Annotated in this window: 23 protein-coding genes; 12 read left to right on the top strand and 11 right to left on the bottom strand. The window is 68.6% G+C overall.

Annotated elements, in window-relative coordinates; all coding sequences use genetic code 11:
- Positions 1-61: 61 nt before the first annotated feature.
- Positions 62-532, bottom strand: coding sequence for a hypothetical protein (locus NS334_RS06000; protein WP_058755062.1), 471 nt, complete (start codon positions 530-532; stop codon positions 62-64).
- 134 nt (positions 533-666) lie between these two features.
- Between NS334_RS06000 and NS334_RS05995 the strand changes: the two genes are divergently transcribed.
- Together NS334_RS05995 and dnaN are read left to right on the top strand one after the other, a co-directional pair.
- Complete coding sequence (locus NS334_RS05995) at positions 667-1,293, top strand: outer membrane protein (RefSeq protein ID WP_058755061.1); 627 nt, start codon at positions 667-669, stop codon at positions 1,291-1,293.
- 131 nt (positions 1,294-1,424) lie between these two features.
- Positions 1,425-2,528, top strand: a complete 1,104-nt coding sequence (gene dnaN, locus NS334_RS05990) for a DNA polymerase III subunit beta (RefSeq protein WP_058755122.1) — start codon at positions 1,425-1,427, stop codon at positions 2,526-2,528.
- A gap of 75 nt (positions 2,529-2,603) precedes the next feature.
- Here the strand turns inward: dnaN and NS334_RS05985 are convergent, their stop codons facing one another.
- From NS334_RS05985 to NS334_RS05970, 4 genes are all read right to left on the bottom strand, one after another.
- The gene (locus tag NS334_RS05985; protein ID WP_058755060.1) at positions 2,604-3,086 is read right to left on the bottom strand and encodes a hypothetical protein; all 483 of its coding nucleotides are present in this window, start codon (positions 3,084-3,086) and stop codon (positions 2,604-2,606) included.
- 118 nt (positions 3,087-3,204) lie between these two features.
- Positions 3,205-4,284 (bottom strand): chorismate synthase, encoded by a 1,080-nt coding sequence (gene aroC, locus NS334_RS05980; protein ID WP_058755059.1) that lies wholly within the window; start codon positions 4,282-4,284, stop codon positions 3,205-3,207.
- A gap of 164 nt (positions 4,285-4,448) precedes the next feature.
- Complete coding sequence (locus NS334_RS05975) at positions 4,449-6,038, bottom strand: cisplatin damage response ATP-dependent DNA ligase (protein WP_058755058.1); 1,590 nt, start codon at positions 6,036-6,038, stop codon at positions 4,449-4,451.
- 1 nt (position 6,039) lies between these two features.
- The gene (locus tag NS334_RS05970; protein ID WP_058755057.1) at positions 6,040-8,118 is read right to left on the bottom strand and encodes an AsmA family protein; all 2,079 of its coding nucleotides are present in this window, start codon (positions 8,116-8,118) and stop codon (positions 6,040-6,042) included.
- A 165-nt stretch (positions 8,119-8,283) separates the two neighbouring features.
- Between NS334_RS05970 and rpmI the strand changes: the two genes are divergently transcribed.
- From rpmI to NS334_RS05940, 6 genes are all read left to right on the top strand, one after another.
- A complete protein-coding gene (gene rpmI, locus NS334_RS05965; RefSeq protein ID WP_058755056.1) occupies positions 8,284-8,487 on the top strand; it encodes a 50S ribosomal protein L35 in 204 nt (67 codons plus the stop codon).
- A gap of 20 nt (positions 8,488-8,507) precedes the next feature.
- The gene (gene rplT / locus NS334_RS05960; protein WP_022687966.1) at positions 8,508-8,873 is read left to right on the top strand and encodes a 50S ribosomal protein L20; all 366 of its coding nucleotides are present in this window, start codon (positions 8,508-8,510) and stop codon (positions 8,871-8,873) included.
- Between the two features lie 208 nt (positions 8,874-9,081).
- On the top strand, positions 9,082-9,393 hold the full coding sequence (locus NS334_RS05955) for a GIY-YIG nuclease family protein (RefSeq protein WP_058755055.1): 312 nt from the start codon (positions 9,082-9,084) through the stop codon (positions 9,391-9,393).
- Between the two features lie 4 nt (positions 9,394-9,397).
- Positions 9,398-10,498 carry a phenylalanine--tRNA ligase subunit alpha gene (pheS, locus tag NS334_RS05950; protein WP_058755121.1) on the top strand — a complete coding sequence of 367 codons (1,101 nt, stop codon included), beginning with the start codon at positions 9,398-9,400 and terminating at the stop codon, positions 10,496-10,498.
- 79 nt (positions 10,499-10,577) lie between these two features.
- Positions 10,578-12,941: a phenylalanine--tRNA ligase subunit beta gene (gene pheT, locus NS334_RS05945; protein WP_058755054.1), complete on the top strand. Its 2,364-nt coding sequence runs from the start codon at positions 10,578-10,580 to the stop codon at positions 12,939-12,941.
- On the top strand, positions 12,934-13,812 hold the full coding sequence (locus NS334_RS05940) for an aldose 1-epimerase family protein (RefSeq protein WP_058755053.1): 879 nt from the start codon (positions 12,934-12,936) through the stop codon (positions 13,810-13,812). The genes pheT and NS334_RS05940 overlap by 8 nt, the downstream gene beginning before the upstream one ends.
- Positions 13,813-13,894: 82 nt before the next feature.
- Here NS334_RS05940 and NS334_RS05935 read toward each other — a convergent pair whose 3' ends face one another.
- Positions 13,895-14,155: a hypothetical protein gene (locus tag NS334_RS05935; protein ID WP_058755052.1), complete on the bottom strand. Its 261-nt coding sequence runs from the start codon at positions 14,153-14,155 to the stop codon at positions 13,895-13,897.
- A 93-nt stretch (positions 14,156-14,248) separates the two neighbouring features.
- Here NS334_RS05935 and NS334_RS05930 point away from each other — a divergent pair, with 93 nt between their 5' ends.
- Positions 14,249-15,046, top strand: coding sequence for a ThuA domain-containing protein (locus tag NS334_RS05930; RefSeq protein ID WP_241491825.1), 798 nt, complete (start codon positions 14,249-14,251; stop codon positions 15,044-15,046).
- 256 nt (positions 15,047-15,302) lie between these two features.
- On the opposite strand, the gene rpoZ is transcribed toward NS334_RS05930, so the two are convergent.
- Positions 15,303-15,647 (bottom strand): DNA-directed RNA polymerase subunit omega, encoded by a 345-nt coding sequence (gene rpoZ / locus NS334_RS05925; protein WP_058755050.1) that lies wholly within the window; start codon positions 15,645-15,647, stop codon positions 15,303-15,305.
- A 117-nt stretch (positions 15,648-15,764) separates the two neighbouring features.
- On the opposite strand from rpoZ, the gene NS334_RS05920 reads away from it, so the two are divergent.
- Positions 15,765-16,928: a phospholipase D-like domain-containing protein gene (locus tag NS334_RS05920; RefSeq protein ID WP_058755120.1), complete on the top strand. Its 1,164-nt coding sequence runs from the start codon at positions 15,765-15,767 to the stop codon at positions 16,926-16,928.
- 43 nt (positions 16,929-16,971) lie between these two features.
- Here the strand turns inward: NS334_RS05920 and NS334_RS05915 are convergent, their stop codons facing one another.
- Positions 16,972-18,786: an ABCB family ABC transporter ATP-binding protein/permease gene (locus NS334_RS05915; protein ID WP_058755119.1), complete on the bottom strand. Its 1,815-nt coding sequence runs from the start codon at positions 18,784-18,786 to the stop codon at positions 16,972-16,974.
- Between the two features lie 96 nt (positions 18,787-18,882).
- Between NS334_RS05915 and NS334_RS05910 the strand changes: the two genes are divergently transcribed.
- The gene (locus NS334_RS05910) at positions 18,883-19,113 is read left to right on the top strand and encodes a hypothetical protein (RefSeq protein ID WP_058755049.1); all 231 of its coding nucleotides are present in this window, start codon (positions 18,883-18,885) and stop codon (positions 19,111-19,113) included.
- Between the two features lie 104 nt (positions 19,114-19,217).
- Here the strand turns inward: NS334_RS05910 and ubiG are convergent, their stop codons facing one another.
- A complete protein-coding gene (ubiG, locus tag NS334_RS05905) occupies positions 19,218-19,979 on the bottom strand; it encodes a bifunctional 2-polyprenyl-6-hydroxyphenol methylase/3-demethylubiquinol 3-O-methyltransferase UbiG (protein WP_058755048.1) in 762 nt (253 codons plus the stop codon).
- Between the two features lie 52 nt (positions 19,980-20,031).
- Here ubiG and NS334_RS05900 point away from each other — a divergent pair, with 52 nt between their 5' ends.
- A complete protein-coding gene (locus NS334_RS05900) occupies positions 20,032-21,303 on the top strand; it encodes an aspartate kinase (protein ID WP_058755047.1) in 1,272 nt (423 codons plus the stop codon).
- Positions 21,304-21,513: 210 nt separating this feature from the next.
- Here NS334_RS05900 and NS334_RS05895 read toward each other — a convergent pair whose 3' ends face one another.
- Positions 21,514-22,533 (bottom strand): glycosyltransferase family 2 protein, encoded by a 1,020-nt coding sequence (locus tag NS334_RS05895; RefSeq protein WP_058755046.1) that lies wholly within the window; start codon positions 22,531-22,533, stop codon positions 21,514-21,516.
- 206 nt (positions 22,534-22,739) lie between these two features.
- Complete coding sequence (locus NS334_RS05890; protein ID WP_058755045.1) at positions 22,740-23,729, bottom strand: M48 family metalloprotease; 990 nt, start codon at positions 23,727-23,729, stop codon at positions 22,740-22,742.
- Positions 23,730-23,789: the final 60 nt, after the last annotated feature.

Genomic DNA, 23,789 nt, shown 5'->3' with positions numbered 1-23,789 from the left:
GGGGCGGCCGAGGCTGTGAGCATCGCGCGCACATAGCGCCGTCGGCGCGATTTTTCCAGCGTTACCGCCCGACGCATCCCAGCTGCGCCGCATCGATCGCGGTGGCCGCGCCCGCCAGCGGGTAGGTGTCGGTCAGGTCGCGCCCGGCCGCGTCCAGCGTCGCCAGCGTCATGGCCCGCGCGCCGCGCATCGCCGCGACGATCGCGCGGTCGGTGGCGGCATCGGCCGCCCGCGCGGTCTCGCGCTCGCCGGCCAGCGCGAAGCGCCGGTCGCCGATGGCTAGCGTCAGCGGCGCGCCCGCGCCGCGCGGCCGCGACAGGCGGAAGCGGATCGCCGGGGCGCCGGTCGGCCCCTGTCGCGCGACGACCGCCGCATAGCCGCCGCGCCGGTCGGTCGTGCCGTCACGGCGCAGCGGCTGCGCGATCGCGAAGCAGCGCGGCGGCGGCCCGTCGCGCAATGCCGCCCAGCGCTGCCACACGCCCAGGGGCGTCCGCGTCGAGGCGGCCAGTAGCAGGGCGAGCGCGATCGTCATCGCGCCTGCCCTTGCGGCACTGTGGCCCAAAGGCAACGGATTTCGGTGTTTATGTCAGGTTCATGCAACGCGCGCCGATCCGGTTATTTGACACCGCACGCCCTGCGTTCGGGGTGAGTGAGATGGAGTGAGACATGCGTAAGCTTGCAATGGCGATCCCGGCGGCGGTGATCGCGTTCGCGGCGGCGGCCCCGGCGATGGCCCAGAACGAGGCCCCGAACGGCTCGTTCGCGGGTGGTCGCGTCGAGGTGCTGGCTGGATACGACAATGTGCAGGACGGCGGCGACGGCGAGTCGGAAGGGCGCGAGGGTTTCGGCTATGGCGGTCGCATCGGCTACGACTTCCAGAACGGCAACATCGTCTACGGCATCGACGGCGAACTGACCGATTCGACCACCAAGGCGCGCAGCTACAATGCGGTGAACGCGGGCGACCGGCTGTCGATCGAGGCGGGGCGCGACTTCTACGTCGGCGGCCGGCTGGGCTATGTCATCACGCCGCGTGCGATGGTCTACGGCAAGGGCGGCTACACCAACGCGCGGATGGAAAGCCGTTATCAGGCGACCACCACGTCGGAGAACGAACTGATCGACAAGACGAACCTGGGCGGTTTCCGGGTCGGCGCCGGGCTGGAGTACAAGCTGACGCCGACGTCGTTCGTGAGCGCGGAATACCGCTATTCGCACTACGGCAAGCTCGACGGCTATGACATCGACCTCGACCGGCACCAGTTGATGGCGGGTCTGGGCATCCGCTTCTGACATCCATCGCCCCGGATCGACGGGCGCGACGCGGGACGGGTCGGAGCGGGTTGCTCCGGCCCGTTCTTTTTGGCTAGGAAGAATCGGCCAATTGCCCCTGGTGAGTACCTGCGGGCCGGGGGAAAGTGATCATGAAGGCGACGATCGAACGCGCGACTCTGCTGAAGGGGCTGAGCCACGTCCAGTCGGTGGTGGAGCGGCGCAACACCATCCCGATCCTGTCCAACGTCCTGCTGGAGGCGACGGGCGAGGGGCAGCTGCGGTTGATGGCGACCGACCTGGACCTGCAGATCAACGAAAGCGTCGCGGCGACGGTCGAGCAGCCGGGCGCGACCACCGTGTCGGCGCACACGTTGTTCGACATCGCGCGCAAGCTGCCCGAGGGCGCGCAGGTGTCGATCACCGCCGCCGATGGGCGGATGACGATCGTGGCGGGGCGCGCGCGCTTCTCGCTCGGCACGCTGCCGCGCGACGACTTCCCGGTCATCGCCGAGGGCGAACTGCCGACGCAGTTCGAGCTGCCGGCCGAGACGCTGAAGCAGATCATCGACAAGACGCGCTTCGCGATCTCGACCGAAGAGACGCGTTACTATCTGAACGGCATCTTCCTGCATGTCGCGGAGGGTGTGCTGAAGGCGGCGGCGACCGATGGCCACCGGCTGGCGCGCGTCACCGTCGACCAGCCCGAGGGCGCGTCGGGGATGCCGGACGTGATCGTGCCGCGCAAGTGCATCGCCGAGTTGCGCAAGCTGCTCGACGAGGTGGACGGTTCGGTCGGCGTGTCGCTGTCGGGCACCAAGATCCGCTTCGACCTGGGACAGGCGATCCTGACCTCGAAGCTGATCGACGGCACTTTCCCCGATTACAGCCGCGTGATCCCGACCGCGAACGACAAGATCCTGAAGCTCGATCCGAAGAGCTTCATGGAGGGCGTCGACCGCGTCTCCACGATCGCGACCGAGAAGACGCGCGCGGTGAAGATGGCGCTGGACCGCGACAAGATCACGCTGTCGGTGACGAGCCCGGAGAACGGCACCGCCGCCGAGGAAGTGCCGGGCGACTATACCTCCGCGCCTTTCGAGATCGGCTTCAACAGCCGCTATCTGCTCGACATTCTGGGGCAGATCGGCACCGATCAGGTGGAGGTGCACCTGGCCGACGCCGCCGCGCCGACGCTGATCCGCGAGAACGACAAGAGCCCGGCGCTCTATGTGCTGATGCCGATGCGCGTCTGACCGACCGCGCGCGCCGGACATGACGAGGGGCGGCGAAGCGATGGCTTCGCCGCCCCTTGTTCGTCGCTCCGGCGATCAGGCGCGGGGCGACTGCGGATCGGCCGGGGGCGTGGTGCCCATCGTGCCGTCCTGCGGCAATTGCGTCGGCGGGGTATTGGTCGGCTCGGTCGGCTGGCCCTGATTCGGCTGGCCGAGCGTGGTGCGTGAATTGGTCACGGCATCCGGGCCGGTGGTCGTGCTGCGGTCGCGGCGCGACGAGCGGGTGGTGGAGCGACGGTCCGGGCGGGTCGAGGGGGTGGTGGTCTGCGGTGACGTGGTCATCGGGTCCATCGTCGAGCCGGTCGTGCCGCCCTGCTGGCCCATCGTGCCACCGGGCTGGCCCATGGTGCCACCGGGCTGGCCCATCGTGCCACCGGGCTGGCCCATGGTGCCACCGGGCTGACCCATGGTGCCGCCGGGCTGAACCATGGTGCCGCCGGCGGTGCCGCCGGTCGTCTGGGCGGAGGCAAGCGCGGGAAGCGTCAGGGCCGCAGCGGCCATCAGAATGATCGAACGCATGATCGTCTCTCCTGTCATATTGCGGCCCTCAACGGGGCGCGAACAGGATGCGTTCCGTAAAACAACGTCTATCAGTGGTTTACGCCGTGCCCCGCGATAAGGCGGGGCGGGGCGTCGATCAGTCGTGCCCCACGCATTGCGCGCGATGCAGCAGCGCCTGATCGGCGAGCACCAGCGCCACCATCGCCTCCACCACCGGCACGCCGCGGATCCCGACGCAGGGGTCGTGCCGGCCCTTCGTCATCACCTCGGTCGCGGTGCCGTCGCGGGTAATGCTGGGAACGGGGGTGAGGATCGAGCTGGTCGGCTTGAAGGCGACGCGGACGCGGATCGGCTGGCCGGTGGCGATCCCGCCCGCGATCCCGCCGGCGTGATTGGCAAGGAATTCGGGCACGCCGTCCGCGCCGGGGCGCATCGGATCGGCGTTCTGCTCACCCGACAGCGCGGCGGCGGCGAAGCCGTCCCCGATCTCGACACCCTTGACGGCGTTGATCGACATGCAGGCGGCGGCCAGTTCGCTGTCGAGCTTGGCATAGAGCGGCGCGCCCCAGCCGGCGGGCACGCCGGTCGCCTCGCACGCGATCACCGCGCCCAGCGACGACCCGGCCTTGCGCGCGCTGTCCATCGCCGCCTCCCACCGTGCGGCGGCGCCGGCATCGGGGCAGAAGAACGGATTGGCGTCGATCTGCGCATCGTCGAACGCGGCATCGTCGATCGCGTCGCCGCCGATCGCTTCCACCCAGGCGCGGACGCGCACCTGCGGGATCGCGGCGCGTGCCACCGCGCCCGCCGCGACGCGCGCCGCGGTTTCGCGGGCCGAGGACCGCCCGCCGCCGCGATAGTCGCGGATGCCGTACTTGGCGTCATAGGCGTAATCGGCATGGCCGGGGCGATAGGCCTGCGCAATCGCGGAATAATCCTTCGAGCGCTGGTCGACATTCTCGATCATCAGGCTGATCGGGGTGCCGGTGGTCCGCCCCTCGAACACGCCCGACAGGATGCGGACCTGATCCGGTTCCTGCCGCTGCGTCGTGAAGCGCGACTGGCCGGGGCGGCGGCGGTCGAGCCACGGCTGGATGTCCGCCTCGGTCAGTGCGATGCCCGGCGGGCACCCGTCGACGACCGCGCCCAGCGCGGGCCCGTGGCTCTCGCCCCAGGTGGTGAAACGGAACACGCGGCCGAAGGTGTTGAAGCTCATGGCCGCGCGCTTTGCCAGAAGCGGGGGGCGGGGGACAGTCCCTCTCGGGTAACCCCGTCCGTCACTGCGAGCGCAGCAAAGCCATCCAGTGTTCCGCGCGACGCCCTGGATTGCTTCGCTGCGCTCGCAATGACGGGGTTGGCTGAGGCAATGATGAGGGGGCGTCAGGTGATCAGCTTCGTCAGTGCCGCCAGCGTGTCCGCCTCCGCCGCCGGTTTGTCGGTGCGGATGCGCGCGATCCGGGGGAAGCGCATCGCGACGCCGGATTTGTGGCGTTTCGATTCGTGGATCGAATCGAACGCGATCTCCAGCACCAGCGTCTTCTCGACCTCGCGCACCGGGCCGAATCGGTTGAGCGTGTGTTGGCGTACGAAGCGGTCGAGCTGCGCGATCTCCTGATCGGTAATGCCCTGATAGGCCTTGCCAACGGGGAGCAGTTCGCCGTCCTCACTCCAGCAGCCGAACGTATAGTCGCTATACCAGCTCGATCGCCGCCCGTTGCCGCGCTGCGCGTACATCATCACGCAATCGGCGGTCAGCGGATCGCGTTTCCATTTGTACCACAGGCCGGTGCGCCGCCCCGCCACATAGGGCGAATCGCGGCGCTTGAGCATCATCCCCTCGATCGCGGCGTCGCGCGCGCCGGCGCGGATGCCCTCCAGCGCGGTGAAATCGGAGGCGTCGACCAGCTGGCTGAGGTCGAAGCGGTCGGGGTCGAGGCGGCCGACGAACGATTCCAGCCGCGCGCGGCGTTCGATCCACGGCAGCGCGCGCAGATCCTCGTCGCCGTCGAACAAGATGTCGTACAGCCGGACGAAGGCGGGTGATTCGGCGAGCATCTTCGCCGAGACGACCTTGCGCCCCAGCCGCTGTTGCAGCGCGTTGAAGCTGGCCGCCTCTCCGCCCTGGAAGTCGCCCTTCACCATCAACTCGCCATCGACCACGCCGTGGGTGGCGAAGGCGGCGGCGACATCGGGGAAGGCGCGGGTCACGTCGTCGCCGGTACGGCTGTAGAGGCGCGTCTCGCCCCCCTCCGCGTTGGGCACGTGGACGATCTGGACGCGGATGCCGTCCCATTTCCACTCGGCCGCATAGTCGGTCAGGTCGACGCGCAGATCGTCGAGCGGGTGCGCGAGCATGAACGGGCGGAAGACGGGCACGTCGGCGGCGGTCGGTTGCGTGCCGCTACCCTCCGCCCAGGCGAACAGGGTCGGATAGGGCGGCTCCAGTCCGTGCCACACTTCCTCGACCGCCTCGACGTCGAGCCCGAAGGCATCGGCCAGCGCCTGCTTGGCGAGTCGCGCCGACACGCCGACGCGCAGGCCGCCGGTCGCCATCTTGAGCAGCGCGAACCGCTCCTCGGCATCCAGCCGGTCGAGCATCGCCGCCAGCGCGGCGGGAGCATCGGAGCGCGACAGATGCGCGAGCGCGTCGACGACGCCGCTGACGCTGAGCGGGGTGGCGTCGGCGGGCGGATGATCGGGGGTCGGCCAAAGCAGGGCGACCGTCTCGGCGGTGTCGCCGACATAATCGCGGCTCATCCGGAACAGCACCGGATCGACGCGCGATTCGATCAGCGCACGGATAACGGCGGGCTTCACCCCGGGGAGGTCGAGCCCGCCGGTCAGCGCCGCCATCGCCCAGCCACGGTCGGGATCGGGCGTGTCGCGCAGATAGTCGCCGATCAGCTTCAGCTTGGCGTTGCGCGACCGGGTGTAGATCAGCGCGTCGAGCAGGGCGGCGAAGGCGTGCACCTCAGAAGATACCCAGGAACTTCTTGCGCTTGCTTCCCTCGACCTTGCCGGCGCCGACGTCCTTGCGCGGCTTGCCGTCTTCGTCGCGCTGCGCGGCGGCGGTCTTGCCCGCCAGGATCGGGCCGCATTGCGCGGCCTTCGCGTCGCCCGGATCGACGAACGCCAGCAGCGCCGCGACCGGTGTCGCCACCAGCGCCAGACCCAGCCCCGCGCCGGCGCGGGCCACCAGTTGCGGGGAGATGACGTCCAGCGACGGCGACGCGAAATAGCCCTTCACCCCGACCGGCGACTGGCCGGAGAACAGGCTGAACTTCTTCGAATCGGCGCGAAAGGCGAGGTCGAGCGCCTCGGTCCTGAAGCTGAAGCCGCCATTGCCGAGGATGACGTTCTTCTGCGTATCGATCAGGATCGGATCGGTCGCCGCCACGCCATTGCGGACGGTGAAGGCGACCAGCCCGCAGTTCATCCGCACCGGCTCCTTCAGCTCGTCCTCGAACATTTTCTGGACGAAGGTGCCCAGGTCGATCTCGGCAAGCTGGACGTTGCGCGTCCACAAGGTGCCGCCGGGGATGACGAAGGCGATCCGTCCGCCGGAGGTGGACAGCGAATCGTGGATCGTGTCGCCGCGCCCCTGCAACTGGATGCGGCCGCGCACGGTGCCGGTCGTTCCCGATTCGGCGACGCCATAGCCGGCCAGCAACCGCCCCAGCGGGGTGGGGGCGAGCCGCACGTCATAGCTGACCGCGCTGGGACGCTGGCGCGTGTCGAACACCAGGTCGGTCGCCAGCTTGCCGCGCGCCATCGCCATCGTCAGCGGCGACAGCGCCAGCCGCCCGCGTTCCAGATCCAGCACCAGGTCGATGTCGCCGATCGGCAGCCGCTTCGACCGGACGCGATCGATATGCCATTTCAGGTCGGCGTCGAAGCGCTGCATTGTCGCGATCGGCAGCGCGGCGTCGGGCAGGATGCGCGCCGGTGCCGCGCCGGTCGCGGCGGCGGCGGCGACCGCGCCCTTTTCCGCGACGATATCGGGATTGTAGCCGATAAACGGCGCGGCATCGATGATGTCGAGCGTGCGGGTGGTCAGCGCCGAATCGAGATGCAGCCGCTCGCCATTGGTGATCGTCAGCCGCCCCGCGACGTCGCTGTCGCCGAACCGCCCGCGCAGCCGCGTGAAGGCATATTCCTGCCCGCTCTGCACCAGTTGCGCGTTTAGCGTGTAGCGGCGCGTATTGGGGATCGCGACGCCGATGATGTCGAGCAGGGTCGACAGGTTGCGGCCGCGCGCCTTGACCGCCAGCGGCACGTTCTCGATCGCGGCGATGCTGGGCAAGGTGCCGGCGACGTCGATCGTATTGCCCGCCGCCCGCGCGCGCAGCACCAGCTGATTTCTGCCGCGCGCCACGGTCGCGTCGGGCGACAGCAGGCGCGCGACCACGGTGAACGGCGTGTCGCGCAGCCGCCCGTCGCCGGTCACGCCCACCGCCTGTCCGATGCGCGCGTCGGTGGAGCGGATCGTGTCGAGCTTCACCTGCGCCAGCAGCCGCATCCGGGGATCGAGGTAGCGGACCTGCGTTCCGACGACGGTCGCACGGTCGATGCGCGGCAGGTCGAGCGGCTTCCCGCCCTTGCTCTCTCCGAACGTCCAGGTGTTGCGGTCATGCGCGCGGTTCCATTCCAGATCGACCGCGCCGTTGGTGAGGTCCAGCCAGTAGAGCCGCCGCTTGCCGAACAGCAGCGACAAGGGCGCGATGCGCGTGTCGATGCGGTCGGCGGTGAACAGGTGCGGGCGCGTCGCCCAGCCGGGGTTGGAGATCGCGAGCTTCTCCGCGACGAACTTGATTTTCAGCGGCGCGAAATAGAGCTGGAAGTCGCCGCCGACCGTCACCGTGCGATGGGTGAGCTTGCCCACGACATTCTGGAACGGACCGCGCAGGAAGCGCCCCTTGGTGACGAACAGCACCAGCCAGATCGCGGCAATCGCCGCGACCGCGCCGATCACGACGTAGCGCGCGATTCGCTTCCACCGGCGCGGCGTGGCCGGCGCGGGCTCGGTGGAGGGAGGCGAGGTCGTTGCCATCGCGGTACAATCGCGAAGCCGTGCGGCCGGTTCCCGTCGCGGTTGCTTTCCGGCGCCACTCTCGCTATGCGGCCCGCTTCCCGAGCGATCGGCGGATACGGACGGCCCGGCCATCAAGGGCTGCCGCGGCCGTCTCAGTCGATACGCGCATCAGAAAGGATGAAAATGCCCAAGCTCAAGACCAAGAGCGGCGTGAAGAAGCGCTTCAAGCTCACCGCCACCGGCAAGATCAAGCACGGCGTCGCGGGCAAGCGTCACCGCCTCATCAGCCACAACGCCAAGTACATCCGCCAGAATCGCGGCACCACGGTGCTGTCGAAGGCCGACACCGCGACGGTGAAGGCCTGGGCGCCGTACGGCCTGAACTGAGCACGAGGAGGAATTAGACCATGGCACGCGTCAAGCGGGGCGTAACCACTCGCGCCAAGCACAAGAACATCCTGGAACAGGCCAAGGGCTATCGCGGTCGTCGCAAGAACACGATCCGCGTCGCCCGTCAGGCGGTCGAAAAGGCCGGCCAGTACGCCTATCGCGACCGCAAGGTTAAGAAGCGGACCTTCCGTGGCCTGTGGATCCAGCGCATCAACGCCGGCGTCCGCGCCGAGGGCCTGACCTACAGCCAGTTCATGCACGGCCTGAAGCTGGCCGGCGTCGAGCTGGACCGGAAGGTCCTGGCCGACATCGCGATGCACGAAGGCGAGGCGTTCAGCGCCATCATCGCGCAGGCGAAGGCGGCTCTCCCGCAGGCCGCCTGAGGCGATCTGACGCGAGAATGAGATGCGGGGCGTCGGTGGCAACACCGGCGCCCTTTTTCTATTCCCGTCGGTCTGCCTTCTTGGTCATTCCCGCGTCTATCGTCATCCCCGCGGAGGCGGGGATCCAGACGCGCAGGTCTGTCGATAGAGGTGCAACGTCGGAGGTTCTGGATTCCCGCCTGCGCGGGAATGACCGAAGGGGCAAGGAATGGAGCGACAACCATGCGTCTACATCTTGGCCAGTCGTCCGCACGGAACGCTGTACATCGGCGTCACGTCCAACCTTCTCGCCCGCCTCATCCAGCATCGCGATGGTACGTTCAAAGGCTTCACCGACCGCTACGACATCACTTGGCTCGTCTGGTATGACGTCGCCGACACGATGGAAGCCGCCATCCACCGCGAAAAGCAGGTGAAGAAATGGAATCGCGACTGGAAGCTGCGACTGATCGAGGAAACGAACCCGCAATGGCTGGACTTGGCGGCACGCATCGGCTTGGACAGCGCGCATGACGGATAACACGATGACCGACACCGACGACCTGAAGACCCATCTGCTGGTCGCGATCGAGGCGTCCGCCTCGCTCGACGCGCTGGAGGCGGTGCGGGTCGACGCGCTGGGCAAGCAGGGGCGGGTGACGCAGCTGCTCAAGACGATGGGCGCGCTGAGCCCCGAGGAGCGCCAGACGCGCGGGCCGGCGATCCATGGGCTGCGCGAGGCGGTGACGAACGCGATCGCTGCGCGCAAGGCGCATCTGGAGCAGGTGGCGCTCGACGCACAGCTGGCCAGCGAAGCGCTCGACATGACGCTGCCCGCCGATGCGCCGCTCTCGGGCACGGTGCATCCGGTCAGTCAGGTGATGGACGAGCTGGCGGAGATCTTCGCCGACCTGGGCTTCGCGGTGGCGAGCGGGCCGGAAATGGAGACCGACTGGCACAATTTCGGCGCGCTCAACATTCCGGAGACGCATCCGGCGCGCGCGATGCATGATACGTTCTATCTGGCGGGGCGCGAGAACAGCGATCCTAACGACCGGGAAACCCCGCGTGTGCTGCGGACGCATACGTCGCCGGTGCAGATCCGCACGATGCTGGCCAACACGCCGCCGATCCGCATCATCGCGCCGGGGCGCACCTATCGCTCCGACAGCGACGCGACGCACACGCCGATGTTCCATCAGGTCGAAGGGCTGGTGATCGACAAGGGGATCACGCTCGGTCACCTGAAATGGACGCTGGAGACGTTCCTGAAGGCGTTCTTCGAGCGTGACGACATCGTGCTGCGGCTGCGCCCGAGCTATTTCCCGTTCACCGAGCCGTCGGCGGAGGTCGACGTCGGCTATTCTATCGTGAAGGGCAAGCGGGTGATCGGCGGGTCCGAAGGGTGGATGGAAGTGCTGGGCAGCGGCATGGTCCATCCGAAGGTGATTGCCGCCTGCGGGCTCGACCCCGACGAATGGCAGGGGTTTGCGTTCGGTTGCGGCATCGACCGGCTGGCGATGCTGAAATACGGCATGGACGACCTGCGCCCGTTCTTCGACGGCGATATCCGCTGGTTGAAGCATTACGGATTCAGCGCGCTCGACGTGCCGACGCTGTCGGGCGGCGTGGGCATGCCGGCCTGACGCTGGAACCCATGACTGGTGGGTGTGCCACCATATAGAGACATAGGCGCCTGCCTGCGCAGGAGCGACGGGACACAAGATGAAATTCACCCTTTCCTGGCTCAAGGACCATCTCGACACCGATGCGTCGCTGGACGCGATCCTCGATGCGCTGACCCGCATCGGGCTGGAGGTGGAGGGCGTCACCGACCCCGCCGCGAAGCTGGACGGCTTCACCGTCGCGCGTGTGCTGAGCGCCGAGCGGCATCCGCAGGCCGACAAGTTGCAGGTGCTGTCGGTCGATGCCGGTGACGGGCCGTTGCAGGTCGTGTGCGGCGCGCCCAACGCGCGCGCCGGGCTGGTCGGCGTGTTCGGCAAGCCCGGCGCGGCGGTGCCCGCCAACGGCATGGTGCTGAAGGTCGCGGCCATTCGCGGCGTCGAATCGAATGGCATGATGTGCTCGACCCGCGAGCTGGAACTGGGCGACGATCACGACGGGATCATCGAGCTGCCCGAGGATGCGCCGGTCGGCACGTCCTTCGCCGATTACGCCGGGCTCGGCGATCCGGTGATCGAGGTGTCGGTGACGCCCAACAAGCAGGATTGCATGGGCGTCCACGGCATCGCGCGCGATCTGGCGGCGGCGGGGCTCGGCACCCTGATCGCGCCGACCGTCCCGCAGGTGGCGGGCGAGGGCGCGGGGCCGGACGTGCGAATCGAGGATGCGGCGGGCTGCCCGGCGTTCTTCGCGCAGGAGGTGCGCGGGTTGACCAACGGCGCCGCGCCGGAATGGATGGCCAAGCGGCTGCGCGCGATCGGGCAGAAGCCGATCTCGGCCTTGGTCGATATCACCAATTACCTGACGGTCGATCTCGGCCGCCCGCTGCACGTCTATGACAAGGCGAAGCTGTCGGGCGGGCTGGTCGCACGTCAGGCGAGGGACGGCGAGACGGTCGAGGCGCTGAACGGCAAGACCTACACCTTGTCCGAGGGCATGACGCTCATCGCGGACGACGTCGCGGTCCACGATATCGGCGGGATCATGGGCGGCGCGCATTCGGGCGTGTCGGAGGCGACCACCGAAGTGGTGATCGAATGCGCCTATTTCACGCCCGAGGTGATCGCGCGGACCGGACAGAAGCTGGGGCTGACCAGCGATGCGCGCCAGCGCTTCGAGCGCGGGGTCGATCCGGCGTTCCTCGACGACGGGCTGGCGATCGCGACCTTCCTCGTGCTCGAATATTGCGGCGGGACCGCCAGCGGCGTCACCCGTGCGGGCGAGGCGCCGCTCGGAACCCGCTCTTACGCCTATGACCCGGCACGCGCGGAAACCCTTGGCGGCCTCGCGGTCGCGCCGGAGCGGCAGCGCGCGATCCTCGAAGCGCTCGGCTTCGCGGTGGATGACCAGTGGAACGTCACGCCCCCGACGTGGCGGCGCGATGTCGACGGCACCGCCGATCTGGTCGAGGAAGTGATCCGTATCGAGGGTATCGACAAGGTCGCGCCCGTGCCGCTGCCGCGCGTCCCCGGCGTCGCGCGCCCGACCGCGACCCCGGAGCAGCGCATCGAGCGCCGCACCCGGCGCGCCGCCGCCGCGCGCGGTCTGGACGAGGCGGTGACCTGGAGCTTCCTGAGCGAGAAACAGGTTGCGCCGTTCGGGGAGGCGGCGTGGCGGCTGGCGAATCCGATCAGCGAGGAGCTGAAGGTGATGCGCCCGTCGCTGCTGCCCGGCCTGTTGTCCGCTGCCGAGCGCAACCTGCGGCAGGGCGTCGAGAGCGTGCGGCTGTTCGAGATCGGGCGGCGCTATCTGCCCGAGGGCGAGCGCGCGACGCTGGGCATCGTGCTGGCGGGCGACCGCCGTGCGCGCGGCTGGCGCGAGGGCAAGCCGGCGGGCTTCGACGCTTATGATGCCAAGGCCGAGGCGCTGGCGCTGCTCGCCGCCGCCGGTGCGCCGGTCGACAATCTGCAGGTGATGGGCGAGGCGGGCGCGGCCTTCCACCCCGGTCGCTCGGGCACGCTGCGGCTGGGGCCGAAGACGGTGCTGGCGGCGTTCGGCGCGGTCCATCCGGCGGTGATGAAGGCATTCGATCTCGGCGGGCAGGTCGCGGCGGTCGAACTGTACCTCGACGCGATCCCCGCCAAGCGGGGAGCAGGATTCATGCGCCCGGCCTATGCGCCGCCCGCGCTCCAGCCGGTGCGCCGCGACTTCGCGTTCCTCGTCCCCGCCGACGTCTCCGCCGACGCGCTGGTGCGCGCGGTGAAGGGCGCGGACAAGGTAGTGATCACCCGCGCGCGCGTGTTCGACGTCTTCACCGGCACCGGCGTGGCCGAGGGGCACAAGTCGGTGGCGGTCGAGGTGGTGTTGCAACCCGCCGAGAAGAGCTTCACCGAGGCCGAACTGAAGGCGATCGCCGACAAGGTGGTGGCGGCCGCCGCCAAGCAGGGAGCGCAATTGCGTGGCTGACGACTGGATCCGCATTTCCAACGGCACCCTGAGCGCCGCGATCAACCCGCTGGGCGCGGAGCTGTCGTCGCTGACCGACGCCGAGGGGCGGGAGTTGATGACGAACGCCGATCCGCGTTTCTGGACCGGGCGCGCGCCGCTGCTGTTCCCGGTGATCGGCATGACCGCGACCGGCGCGATCCGCATCGACGGGCAGGCCTATCCGATCGCCAAGCACGGCTTCGCGCGGCACAGCGTCTTCTCGGTGATCGAGACGAGCGCGACGCGCGCGGTCTTCGCGCTGGCCGACGATCAGGCGACGCGCGCTTCCTATCCGTTCGCGTTCCGGCTGGAGGTGGCGTTCGAGCTGCGTGACGCGACGCTGGCGATCGACGTGACGGTGGTGAACCCGGCGGACGAACCGCTGCCGGCCAGCTTCGGCTTCCACCCCGCCTTCGCATGGCCGCTGCCATACGGGCAGGATCGTGCCGCGCACCGGATCACGTTCGAGCAGGACGAGCCGGGAGACCTGCGGGTGATCGCAACGGATGGCACGATCGCGGTGGAGAAGCGCCCGTCGCCGCTCGACGGTCGCGTCCTGCGCCTGGCCGACGATCTGTTCACCAACGACGCCCTGGTCTGGGATCCCGTCGAATCGCGGTCGGTCCGCTACGGCGTCGAAGGCGCGCCGCACCTCGACATCGCCTTTCCCGATACGCCGAAGCTGGGCATATGGACCAAGCCGGGTGCGGCCTATGTCTGCGTCGAGCCGTGGCATGGCATCGCCGATCCCGAGGGGTTCGACGGCGAGTTCCGCGACAAGCCCGGCGTGTTCGAGGTGCGGCCGCGTGGCGAGCAGCGTATCGCGATGAGCATCACGCTGGTCGGGTAAGACGCCGCGCGCGTGACCGCCGGCACAGCAACCCCTCGCCGCGCATGCGCCCGGATTTCCTCGTCGGGCAGGTCGATCTCGATCAGCTCGACCGGCACGCCGCCGTCGTCGATGATCGCGACGCGATAGCCGTCGATCGGCTCATGGGACCGAGCGGCACCGTCTCGTCCGCGATCGCGGCGGCGAGATCGTCCACCTTGAACGCCGGATCTGGCACGGTGCGGATCAGCGGGTGGAGCGGGGAATCGGCCGTGAAGCGATGCCATCGGATGCGGAAGCGCCCCGGATGGTCGGCCGTGAACTTGCCGATGTGGTGGAATTCATGGCGGATATCCGGTTTCATCGGATCGGCCGAGGCGATAGGGTCCGCCGCTCATGATAAGGACCGCGCGTCGCGCCGCACGCAGCCGACGGTCGCCGGGGTGGGAGAGGGATGATGCTGAAGGCCTTGTTGCTGGTCGGAACGTTGGCGTTGATGCAGGCGGGTGGCAATCCGCACCTGCCGCCGCCGACCTATGACCGGGTCGCGCCGGTGCTGCCCGCCGGGCTGAGCGGCGCGGTGTTGATCGTGTCGAAGACGAACGGCTGGCGCCATTTCGAGCATATCCCGCATTCCAACGACGTGCTGCGCGGGATCGCCACCGATCTGGGGCGCAAGAGCTATGTCACCGAGAATGCGGCGGTGTTCAACGACAAGGCGCTGCGGCATTTCTCGGTAGTGGTGCTGAACAGCGCAAGCGGCGATTTCCTGACGCCCGACCAGAAGGCGGCGTTCGCGCGCTTCGTGGCGCGCGGCGGCGGGGTGGTGGCGCTCCATGCGGCCGGCGACGACAGCCACAAGGACGCCTGGTACGCCGACACGATCATCGGCACGACCTTCATCGGCCATCCGAACGGCGAGGATCATATCCAGTCGGCGAAGGTGGTGATCGAGCAGCCCACCCATCCGGTGATGGCGGGCGTCACGCAGCCGTGGATGGCTCGCGACGAGTGGTATTCCTTTTCCGGCAATCCGGCGGCCAAGGGAATGACGGTGCTGGCGCGGGTGGACGAGGGGTCGTACCGGACCGGCGAGAAGCTGGCGATGGGTGCCGAACATCCCGTGATGTGGGTCAATCCGCGCGCCAGGGGACATGTCTTCTATTCGGCGATGGGGCACGATCCCGAGGCGTATGACGATCCCAACATGCGGCGTGTGCTGACCAATGCGGTCCGCTGGGCGGCCGGGAAATAGGCGCCACCGGCGACGGTCCGCCCTCCACACCCATACACATCGTCACCGCTGCGAAAGCCGGGGCCCAGTTGGGAAGGCGATCGTGACAAGGTGTTGCGCGTCGTCACGATCGTGCCGGAACAAGACCCCGGCCTGCGCCGGGGTGACCGACAAAAGCGGCTGACGGTGTGGAGAGGCGACGACGACAGAACATGGAAAAGGGCCGGCCGCTCACGACGAGCGACCGGCCCTTTCGTTGCCCGCAATCCGAACCGGATCAGCCGTCGTAATCGGCACCCAGATTCTGGTTGCGCGGCGGGGCAACGGCGGTGAGGCGCAGTGCCTCGGCCGAGGCGGCCAGGCTGCCGATCTCGTCGGCCTCTTCCTCGTCGTCGATCTGGACGCGCTGCAGGCTCTGGACCACCGATTCGTGCAGTTCCTTGGGACGCACGGTTTCCTCGGCGATCTCGCGCAGCGCGACGACCGGGTTCTTGTCACGATCGCGGTCGATCGTCAGTTCGGCCCCACCCGACACCTGCCGCGCGCGCTGGGCGGCGAGCAGGACCAGATCGAAGCGGTTCGGGATCTTGTCGACGCAATCCTCGACGGTGACGCGCGCCATCCGCGTATCCTCTTGACGATAGACTCAGGGAAGCTGGGGCAGGTAGCCGCTGGCCCGCGATCCGTCAAGGAAAGCCTGTCCTTGCCGCCGCGCGCGCCGCACGCCATCTCCGCGCGCATGGAGGACGCCGCCCCGCAACCCACGTTCACGGTCGACGGCAACCGCCTGACGCTGCTCGATACCGGACCGCGCCGGCTCGACGGGCTGCTGGCGCTGATCGACGGCGCGGAAGCATCGCTGCGCATCCTCTATTACATCTATGCCGACGACGCGACCGGGCGGCGGGTCAACGCCGCGCTGGCCGCCGCCGCGCGGCGCGGGGTGCGGGTGACGTTGATCGTCGATGGCTTCGGCAGCGAGGGCGACGCCTTCTTCGTCCCGTTGCGCGACGCGGGCGTATCGGTGTGCCGCTTCTCGCCGCGCGTCGGGCGACGCTATCTGCTGCGCAACCACCAGAAGCTGGCGCTGGCCGATGCCGAATCGCGCCCGCGGATCATCATCGGCGGGTTCAATATCGAGGACGATTATTTCGGCACGCCCAGAGAGCAGGCGTGGCGCGACCTGGGCCTGTTGCTCGAAGGTCCGGCGGCGGCGCGAATGGCGGGCTATTTCGATGCGCTGCACGACGGGATCGAGCGCGGCGGGCGCATCCGGCGGCTGAACAAGGCGCTGGCGCGATGGAGCGAACGCGACGGGCGGCTGCGCTGGCTGATCGGCGGGCCGACGCGGCATCTGTCGCCCTGGGCGCGTGCGATCCGCGCCGACATGCGCCACGCGCGCCGGATCGACATCATCGCGGGCTATTTCACACCCAGCCCGACCGTGTTGCGCCGGCTGGATCGCGCGGGCAAGCGCCGTGCGGAGGTGCGGGTGGTGACGGCGGCGCGCTCCGACAACAATGTCACGATCGCGGCATCGCGCTTCACCTATGCCGGGTTGCTGCGCAAGGGCGTGCGGATCTGGGAATATGCCGCGACGAAGCTGCATACCAAGCTGTACGTCGTCGATGACGCGACCTGGGTCGGCAGCGCCAATTTCGACATGCGCAGCCTGTTCATCAATCTGGAACTGATGTTGCGGATCGAGGATGCGGCCTTTGCGGCGCATGTCCGGGGGTATGTGGACGGCGAGATCGCGCAGTCGCAGGAGGTGACGGTCGATGCCTATCGCGCGGCGACCGGGTGGTGGCAGCGGACGAAGCAGTTCGTGGCGTACCTGCTGACGGCGGTGGCGGACCCGGCGATCTCGCGCGGGCTGAACTGGGGGATCGACGAGGAATAGGGTTCATGCGGAGGCGCGCTACGCTCGCAATGACGACGTCGCATCACTCCACCGCCAGCGCTTCCTCCTGCTCCTGCGCCTGCCGCGCCCACATCTCCGCATACAGACCGCCCGCCGCCAGCAGGTCGGCGTGCGATCCGCGCTCGACCACGCGGCCGGCCTCCAGCACCACGATCTGGTCGGCGTTGACGATCGTCGACAGGCGGTGCGCGATCACGATCGTGGTGCGGCCGCGTTCGATCGCCTCCAGCGTCTCCATGATCTCCGCCTCGGTACGGCTGTCGAGCGCGCTGGTAGCCTCGTCGAGGATCAGGAGCGGCGGATCCTTCAGCAAGGTGCGCGCGATCGCCACGCGCTGCTTCTCGCCGCCCGACAGCTTCAGCCCGCGCTCGCCGACCCGCGTGGCATAGCCGTCCGCCTGCCGCTCGATGAAGCCGGCGATCGCCGCGCCGCGCGCGGCCTGTTCGATCGCGGCTTGATCCGCCCCGGCGCGACCATAAGCGATGTTGTAGCCGATCGTGTCGTTGAACAGCACCGTATCCTGCGGGACGATCCCGATCGCGGCGCGCAACGACGCCTGCGTCACGCCCGCGATATCCTGCCCATCGATCGTGATCCGCCCCTCGTTCACGTCGTAGAAGCGGTACATCAGCCGCGCGAGCGTCGACTTGCCCGCCCCCGACGGACCGACCACCGCGCAGGTCGTGCCGGCGGGGACGTCGAGGTCGATCCCCTTCAGGATCGTCGCGCCCTTATCATAGCCGAACACGACATTCTCGAATCGCACCGCGCCGCGCGTCACCAGCAGGTCGGGGGCGGCGGGCGTGTCGACCACCTCGGACGGGGTATCGATCAGGTCGAACATCGCGCCCATATCGATCGCGCCTTGCCGGATCGTGCGATACACCATGCCGAGCAGGTCGAGCGGACGAAAGAGCTGCGACAGCAAGGTCGACACCAGCACCACCTCACCGGCGGTGAAGGCGCCCCGGCTCCAGCCCCAGGCGACCCACGCCATGCCGCCCGCCAGCATCACGTTGGTGATCGCGGCCTGCCCGATGTTGAGCCACGCCAGGCTGTTCTCGCTGACCACCGCGGCATCGGCATAGGCGCGCATCGCCTTGTCGTAGCGCTGCGCCTCGCGCTCCTCGGCCCCGAAATATTTCACGGTCTCGAAGTTCAGCAGCGAGTCGACCGCATGGGCGACCGCGCCGGTATCGAGGTCGTTCATCCGCTCGCGCAAGCTGGAGCGCCAGTCGGTGACGATCCGCGTGAACCAGATGTACAGCGCGACCATCGCAACCGTGCCCGCGACGAGCGGCCAGCCGAACTTCACCCAGAAGATGCCGAGAACCAGTGCCAACTCCAGCACGGTCGGCGCGATGTTGAACAGGAGGAAGTAGAGCATCGTGTCGATGCTCTTGGTCCCGCGTTCGACCACCTTCGTCACCGCGCCGGTGCGGCGTTCGAGGTGAAAGCGCAGCGACAGCTGGTGGAGGTGGCGGAAGACGCGCGCCGCCAGCCGCCGCGTCGCTTCCTGCCCGACGCGCTCGAACACCGTGTTGCGCAGGTTGTCGAACAAGGTGCTGCCGAAGCGCGCCGCCGCATAGCCGACGATCAGCAGGATGACGAGCGACACCGGGGTTGTCGGCACGCCCATGCCGTCGACCGCACCCTGCAGCGCGAACGGCGCGCCGTACACCTGCACCAGTTTCGACAGCAGGACCAGCGTCATCGCGCCGACCACGCGCAGCTTCATGCCCGGCGCATCGGCGGGCCACAGATCGGGCAGGAAGCGGCGAAGCGTCGGCAGCAAGGGGCGCTCGACGGCGGATCGGGTCGATGTATCGGGCGGCATGGGCATTCCAGATGTCGGGGTTCACGCCGCGGGCGTCAATGGCGGGGGCGGAACGCGGCGGTTCGACGTTCGTTCTTGTCATGATCGGAGGGTGAGATGGAAACGGCGTTCTTCGTGATGGCGATCATGGGCTGCGGCGACGCCTCCGCCGGATGCGCCACGGCCCGGATCGAGCCGGCGCATTACGCGACGGTGCAGCAATGCCAGGCGGCGATGCCGGCGGCCCTGGCGCGCAATACCGATATCGACTCACCGGTGGTCAGCGCGGCGTGTCAGCGCAACGGCGAACAGATGGTCGAGCGACGGACCGACAAGTCGCGCGGGTGATCGGCTAGGTCGATCCCCGCATGGGCGAGGTTTATTACCGCACGCCGTACGCCGTGACCGATAGACCGGCGGGGCCGGTGTCGCAGCGATGACCGGGGACGGAGTCAGTCCGCCCGCACCGCCGTCACGAGATAATCCAGCGCGGTCGAGCCGCCCAGCACGAACCCGCTCGCGCCCAGCGACAGGCCGGTCGTGTCGATCACGTCGAACCCCGCATCCGCGACCATCGCCGATAGTTCGTCAGGCGTCAGGAACTTGTCCCAGTCATGGGTGCCGCGCGGGATTTGCCCGAGCCGCTCCGCCGCCTCGACCAGCGCGATGCGCGACCACCACGTCCGGTTGGGCGTGCTCATCACCAGCAGCCCGCCGGGAGCGACCGCCGCCGCCAGTCCGGCGACGAAGGCGCGCGGATCGGACACATGCTCGACGACCTCCATCGAGCAGACCAGATCGAACGTCTCGCCCGCCACCGCCTCGACCCCGCCGGCGCGATAGTCGATCGACAGGCCGCGCCCCTCGGCATGGAGGCGCGCGACCGCGACATTCTCCGCCGCCGCATCGACCGCCGTCACGCGCGCACCCATCCGCGCCAGTGGCTCGGCCAGCAGCCCCGCGCCGCAGCCCATGTCGAGCGCGCTCTTGCCCGTCAGCGGGGTGAAGCTGCGATCGTCGAGGTCCCAATGCCGGTCGATGGCCGCACGCAGATAGCGCAGCCGAACCGGGTTCAGCCGGTGGAGCATCGCCGACGAGCCGTTCGGATCCCACCATTGCGCGGCCAGCTTCCCGAAATGCGCCGCCTCGCCCGCCACCACGGAGGCGTGAGCGATGTTAGTAGTGGTTGCGGTTGTTACGCTTGCGTCGGTCATGCGCGCTTCCTATCAGGGCGCCCCTCTCATCCCAAGGCGTTTGGATACGGCATTGGCGCGCATCGTCATGAAATTCGGCGGCACCTCGATGGCGGGGATCGAGCGGATACGCTCCGTCGCCGCGCGGGTGAAACGCGAGGCCGCCGCCGGCAACCAGGTCGCGGTGGTCGTCTCCGCGATGGCGGGCGAAACCGACCGACTGGTCGGCTTCTGTCGCGAAGCCTCGCCGCTGTATGATCCGCGCGAATATGACGTTGTGGTCGCGGCGGGCGAACAGATCACCAGCGGGCTGCTGGCGATCGCGTTGCAGGCGATCGGCGTACCGGCGCGCTCGTGGCTGGGCTGGCAATTGCCGATCAACACCGACGACGCCTTCGCCAAGGCGCGGATCGGCACGATCGACACCGCCGCGCTCGACGCCAGCCTGGCGGCGGGCGAGGTGGCGGTGATCCCCGGCTTCCAGGGCGTGTCGGCGGACGGCCGCATCACGACGCTGGGGCGCGGCGGATCGGATACGTCGGCGGTGGCGGTGGCGGCGGCGATGAAGGCCGACCGCTGCGATATCTACACCGATGTCGACGGGGTCTATACCACCGACCCGCGGATCGTGCCGCGCGCGCGCAAGCTGGCGAAGGTGACCTATGAGGAGATGCTGGAACTCGCCAGCGTCGGCGCCAAGGTGCTCCAGACCCGCTCGGTCGGGCTGGCCATGAAGGAAAAGGTCCGCGTCCAGGTGCTGTCGTCGTTCACGGGCGATGACGCACCGATGGCGGACACATTGCCCGGTACGATGATCGTGGGCGAAGAGGAGATCGAAGACGTGGAACGCCAGCTCATCACCGGGATCGCGCACGACAAGAACGAGGCCAAGATCACGCTGACCAGCGTCCCCGACAAGCCCGGATCGGTTGCCAGCATCTTCGAGCCGCTGGCGGCGGCGAACATCAACGTCGATATGATCATCCAGAATATCGCACATCGCAGCAGCGGAAGCACCAGCGCGACCGACGTGACCTTCACCGTACCCTCGGCCGACCTGCCGCGCTCGATCGAGGCGCTGAACCAGGCGCGCGAAGCGATCGGCTTCGGCGAGCTGATCCACGACACGCGCGTGGCGAAGATCAGCGTCGTCGGCGTCGGGATGCGCAGCCATGCGGGCGTCGCCAGCACGATGTTCACCACGCTGGGCGCGCGCGGCATCAACATTCAGGCGATCTCGACCAGCGAGATCAAGGTATCGGTCCTGATCCACGAGGACGAGACCGAACTGGCGGTGCGCGTGCTGCACACGGCGTACGGGCTGGACGCCGAAGAGGCGGCGTAACGGGCGGGGGCGGGCCTTCCGCTCCCCTCTTCCCGCCAACCATCGTCATTCCCGCGAAAGCGGGAATCCAGAACCTCTGACGTTTCGCTTCTATCGACGGACCTGTGTGTCTGGATTCCCGCCTCCGCGAGAATGACGGAAAGGACGCGGGGGCGGCGGAGGCGACGCGGAAACGTCGAAAAGGCGGACGGTATGGCGGCGGGGAGCGACTTATTCGCCCGGCTCTTCCCCCGCGACCTGCGCGTCGGGAATCCGCGTCGCCGCCGCCTGGAAGCCCAGCGTCGCGCGGCCGTGCGCGGTGCCGGCGATGTCGGCGACCAGATAGAGCGGGCGCCGCTTCGCTTCGATATACAGGCGGCCCAGATATTCGCCGATCATGCCCAGCACGAACATCTGGATCGACGACAGGACGACGACGACCAGCATCGTCGAGGTCCAGCCCTGCACCCGGTCGCTGACGAAATAGCCCCAGCCGATATAGAACAGCAGCAGCAGCGAACAGCCGGCCAGGATCACCGACAGATGGCTCGCCCAGCGCAGCGGCGCGGTCGAGAAGCCGGTCACGGCATCCAGCGCCAGCCGCACCATCTTGCCGAGCGGGTAGTTCGTCTCGCCCGCATGCCGCTCGGCCCGGTCGTAGGGGAAGGGCACCTGCCGGAACCCGACCCACGCCACCATGCCGCGAATGAAGCGCGCCTGTTCGGGCAGCGCCAGCAAGGCGTCGAGCGCGCGCCTGCTCATCAGCCGGAAATCGCCGGTGTCGAGCGGGATCGGGGTATCGGTCACGCGGTCGAGCACGCGATAGAAAGCGGCGGCGGTCGCCTTCTTGAAGAACGTCTCGCCATCGCGCTTGCGCCGCACGGCATAGACGACATCGGCCTGGTCGCGCGCCATCGCCAGCCGCATGTCGGCCAGCAGCTCCGGCGGATCCTGAAGATCGGCATCGATGATGAGGATCTGCTCGCCCGCGCACAGATCCAGCCCGGCGGTCAGTGCCAGTTGATGGCCGTGGTTGCGCGACAGGTTGATCGCGACGACCCGCGCGTCCTCGTTCGCCAGCCGCTGCATCGCCGCCCAGCTGCCGTCGCGCGATCCGTCGTTGACCAGCACGATCTCGTGATCGTCGCCCACCGCCGCGCGCGCCGCCGCCGAGACGCGGGCGTGGAGCAGCGGCAGCGTGGCTTCTTCGTTGTAACAGGGGACGACGACAGAAAGTGCGGGACGATGCATGATGCCCGCGTCTACGGCGCGGGCCCATAAACGGCAACGGTCGTGATGGCCGCGGTGAGGGGCGTGCCGGCGGCGTGGGCGTCGCGCCCGCTCGTCATTGCGAGCGTAGCGAAGCAATCTAGGGTGTCCTGGTCCGGCTCTGGATTGCTTCGCTACGCTCGCAATGACGGGTCAGTCCGGATACCGGGCCTCATCCTTGCGGGCCCTCAGCCCCGCGTGACGATCTTCACCAACCGGCCCGGCGTCAGTTGCGCATCCTCCTCGATCGCGTTGAGCGTCATGAAGCGGTCGCGCTGGAGCGTGTCATAGGCCATCTGCCGCGACAGCGAATCGATCGTGTCGCCGCGCTTGACCGTGACGATGCGGATGCGCTTGCCCGATCCCTTCTCGTCATAGGCGAGGCCATCCAGCCGCCGCAGAAAGGCGGTGTCCTGCGGCGGATCGGTCAGCGGACGGCCGGTCGCCTTGGCCAGCGCGGCGGCGCGGCGAACGCGCTCGGCGCTGTTGGGATGGGTGGAGGCCCAGGTCGGCACCTGCTGCCCCCTTCGCCCACCGGCTTCGGCCTGCAACTGGCTCTGCGCGTCTAGCTGCGCCAGCATGTCGGCGGCGGCATAGGGATCGTAGCCGGCGGCGGTGATGTACTTCACGCCGAGCCCGTCGGCGGCATATTCCTGATCGCGGCCATATTTAAGGACATAGAGCTGCGCCCCGCTGCGCGCCGCCGTGCCGACCAGCTGCCCCGCCGCGCTGTTGCCCGCCGCCGCGCCGACCACCGCCGCCAGCACGCCGCCGATCGTCGCGCGCTGGTTGCGCGAGGCCGAATGGCGCGCGGCGACATGGCCGACCTCATGCCCCATCACCGACGCCAGCTCCGCCTCGCTGTTCATCAGCGCCAGCAACTGGCGCGTGACGTAGATATAGCCGCCCGGGATCGCGAAGGCGTTCTCCACGGGCGAATCGAGCAGCGCGACGGTGAAGTCGCCCTGCGCGTTCGACAGCCCGGACTGCACCGCCACCCGCTTGCCGACCTGCGCGACATAGGCGGCCTGCGGCCCGGTATATTTGCCGCCGAACTGCGAGAGCAATTGCGGGTTCGCGCGCGCGCCCAGCGCCTTGTCATTGGCGGAGATCGATTGCGCCGCCACCGGCGTGGCGGCGATGGCGAGTGCGGTGGCGAACAGCAGCGATCGTAACATGGATGATTCCTCCCGTCGTGACGAAATGCGGGAGCGGCGGGCTGGTTTCAACCGGCGGCG

Source organism: Sphingomonas endophytica (assembly GCF_001476895.1).
Classification (GTDB): domain Bacteria; phylum Pseudomonadota; class Alphaproteobacteria; order Sphingomonadales; family Sphingomonadaceae; genus Sphingomonas; species Sphingomonas endophytica_A.
The sequence above is the reverse complement of the archived record's forward strand: the minus strand, read 5'-3'. Positions and strand labels throughout refer to the sequence as shown.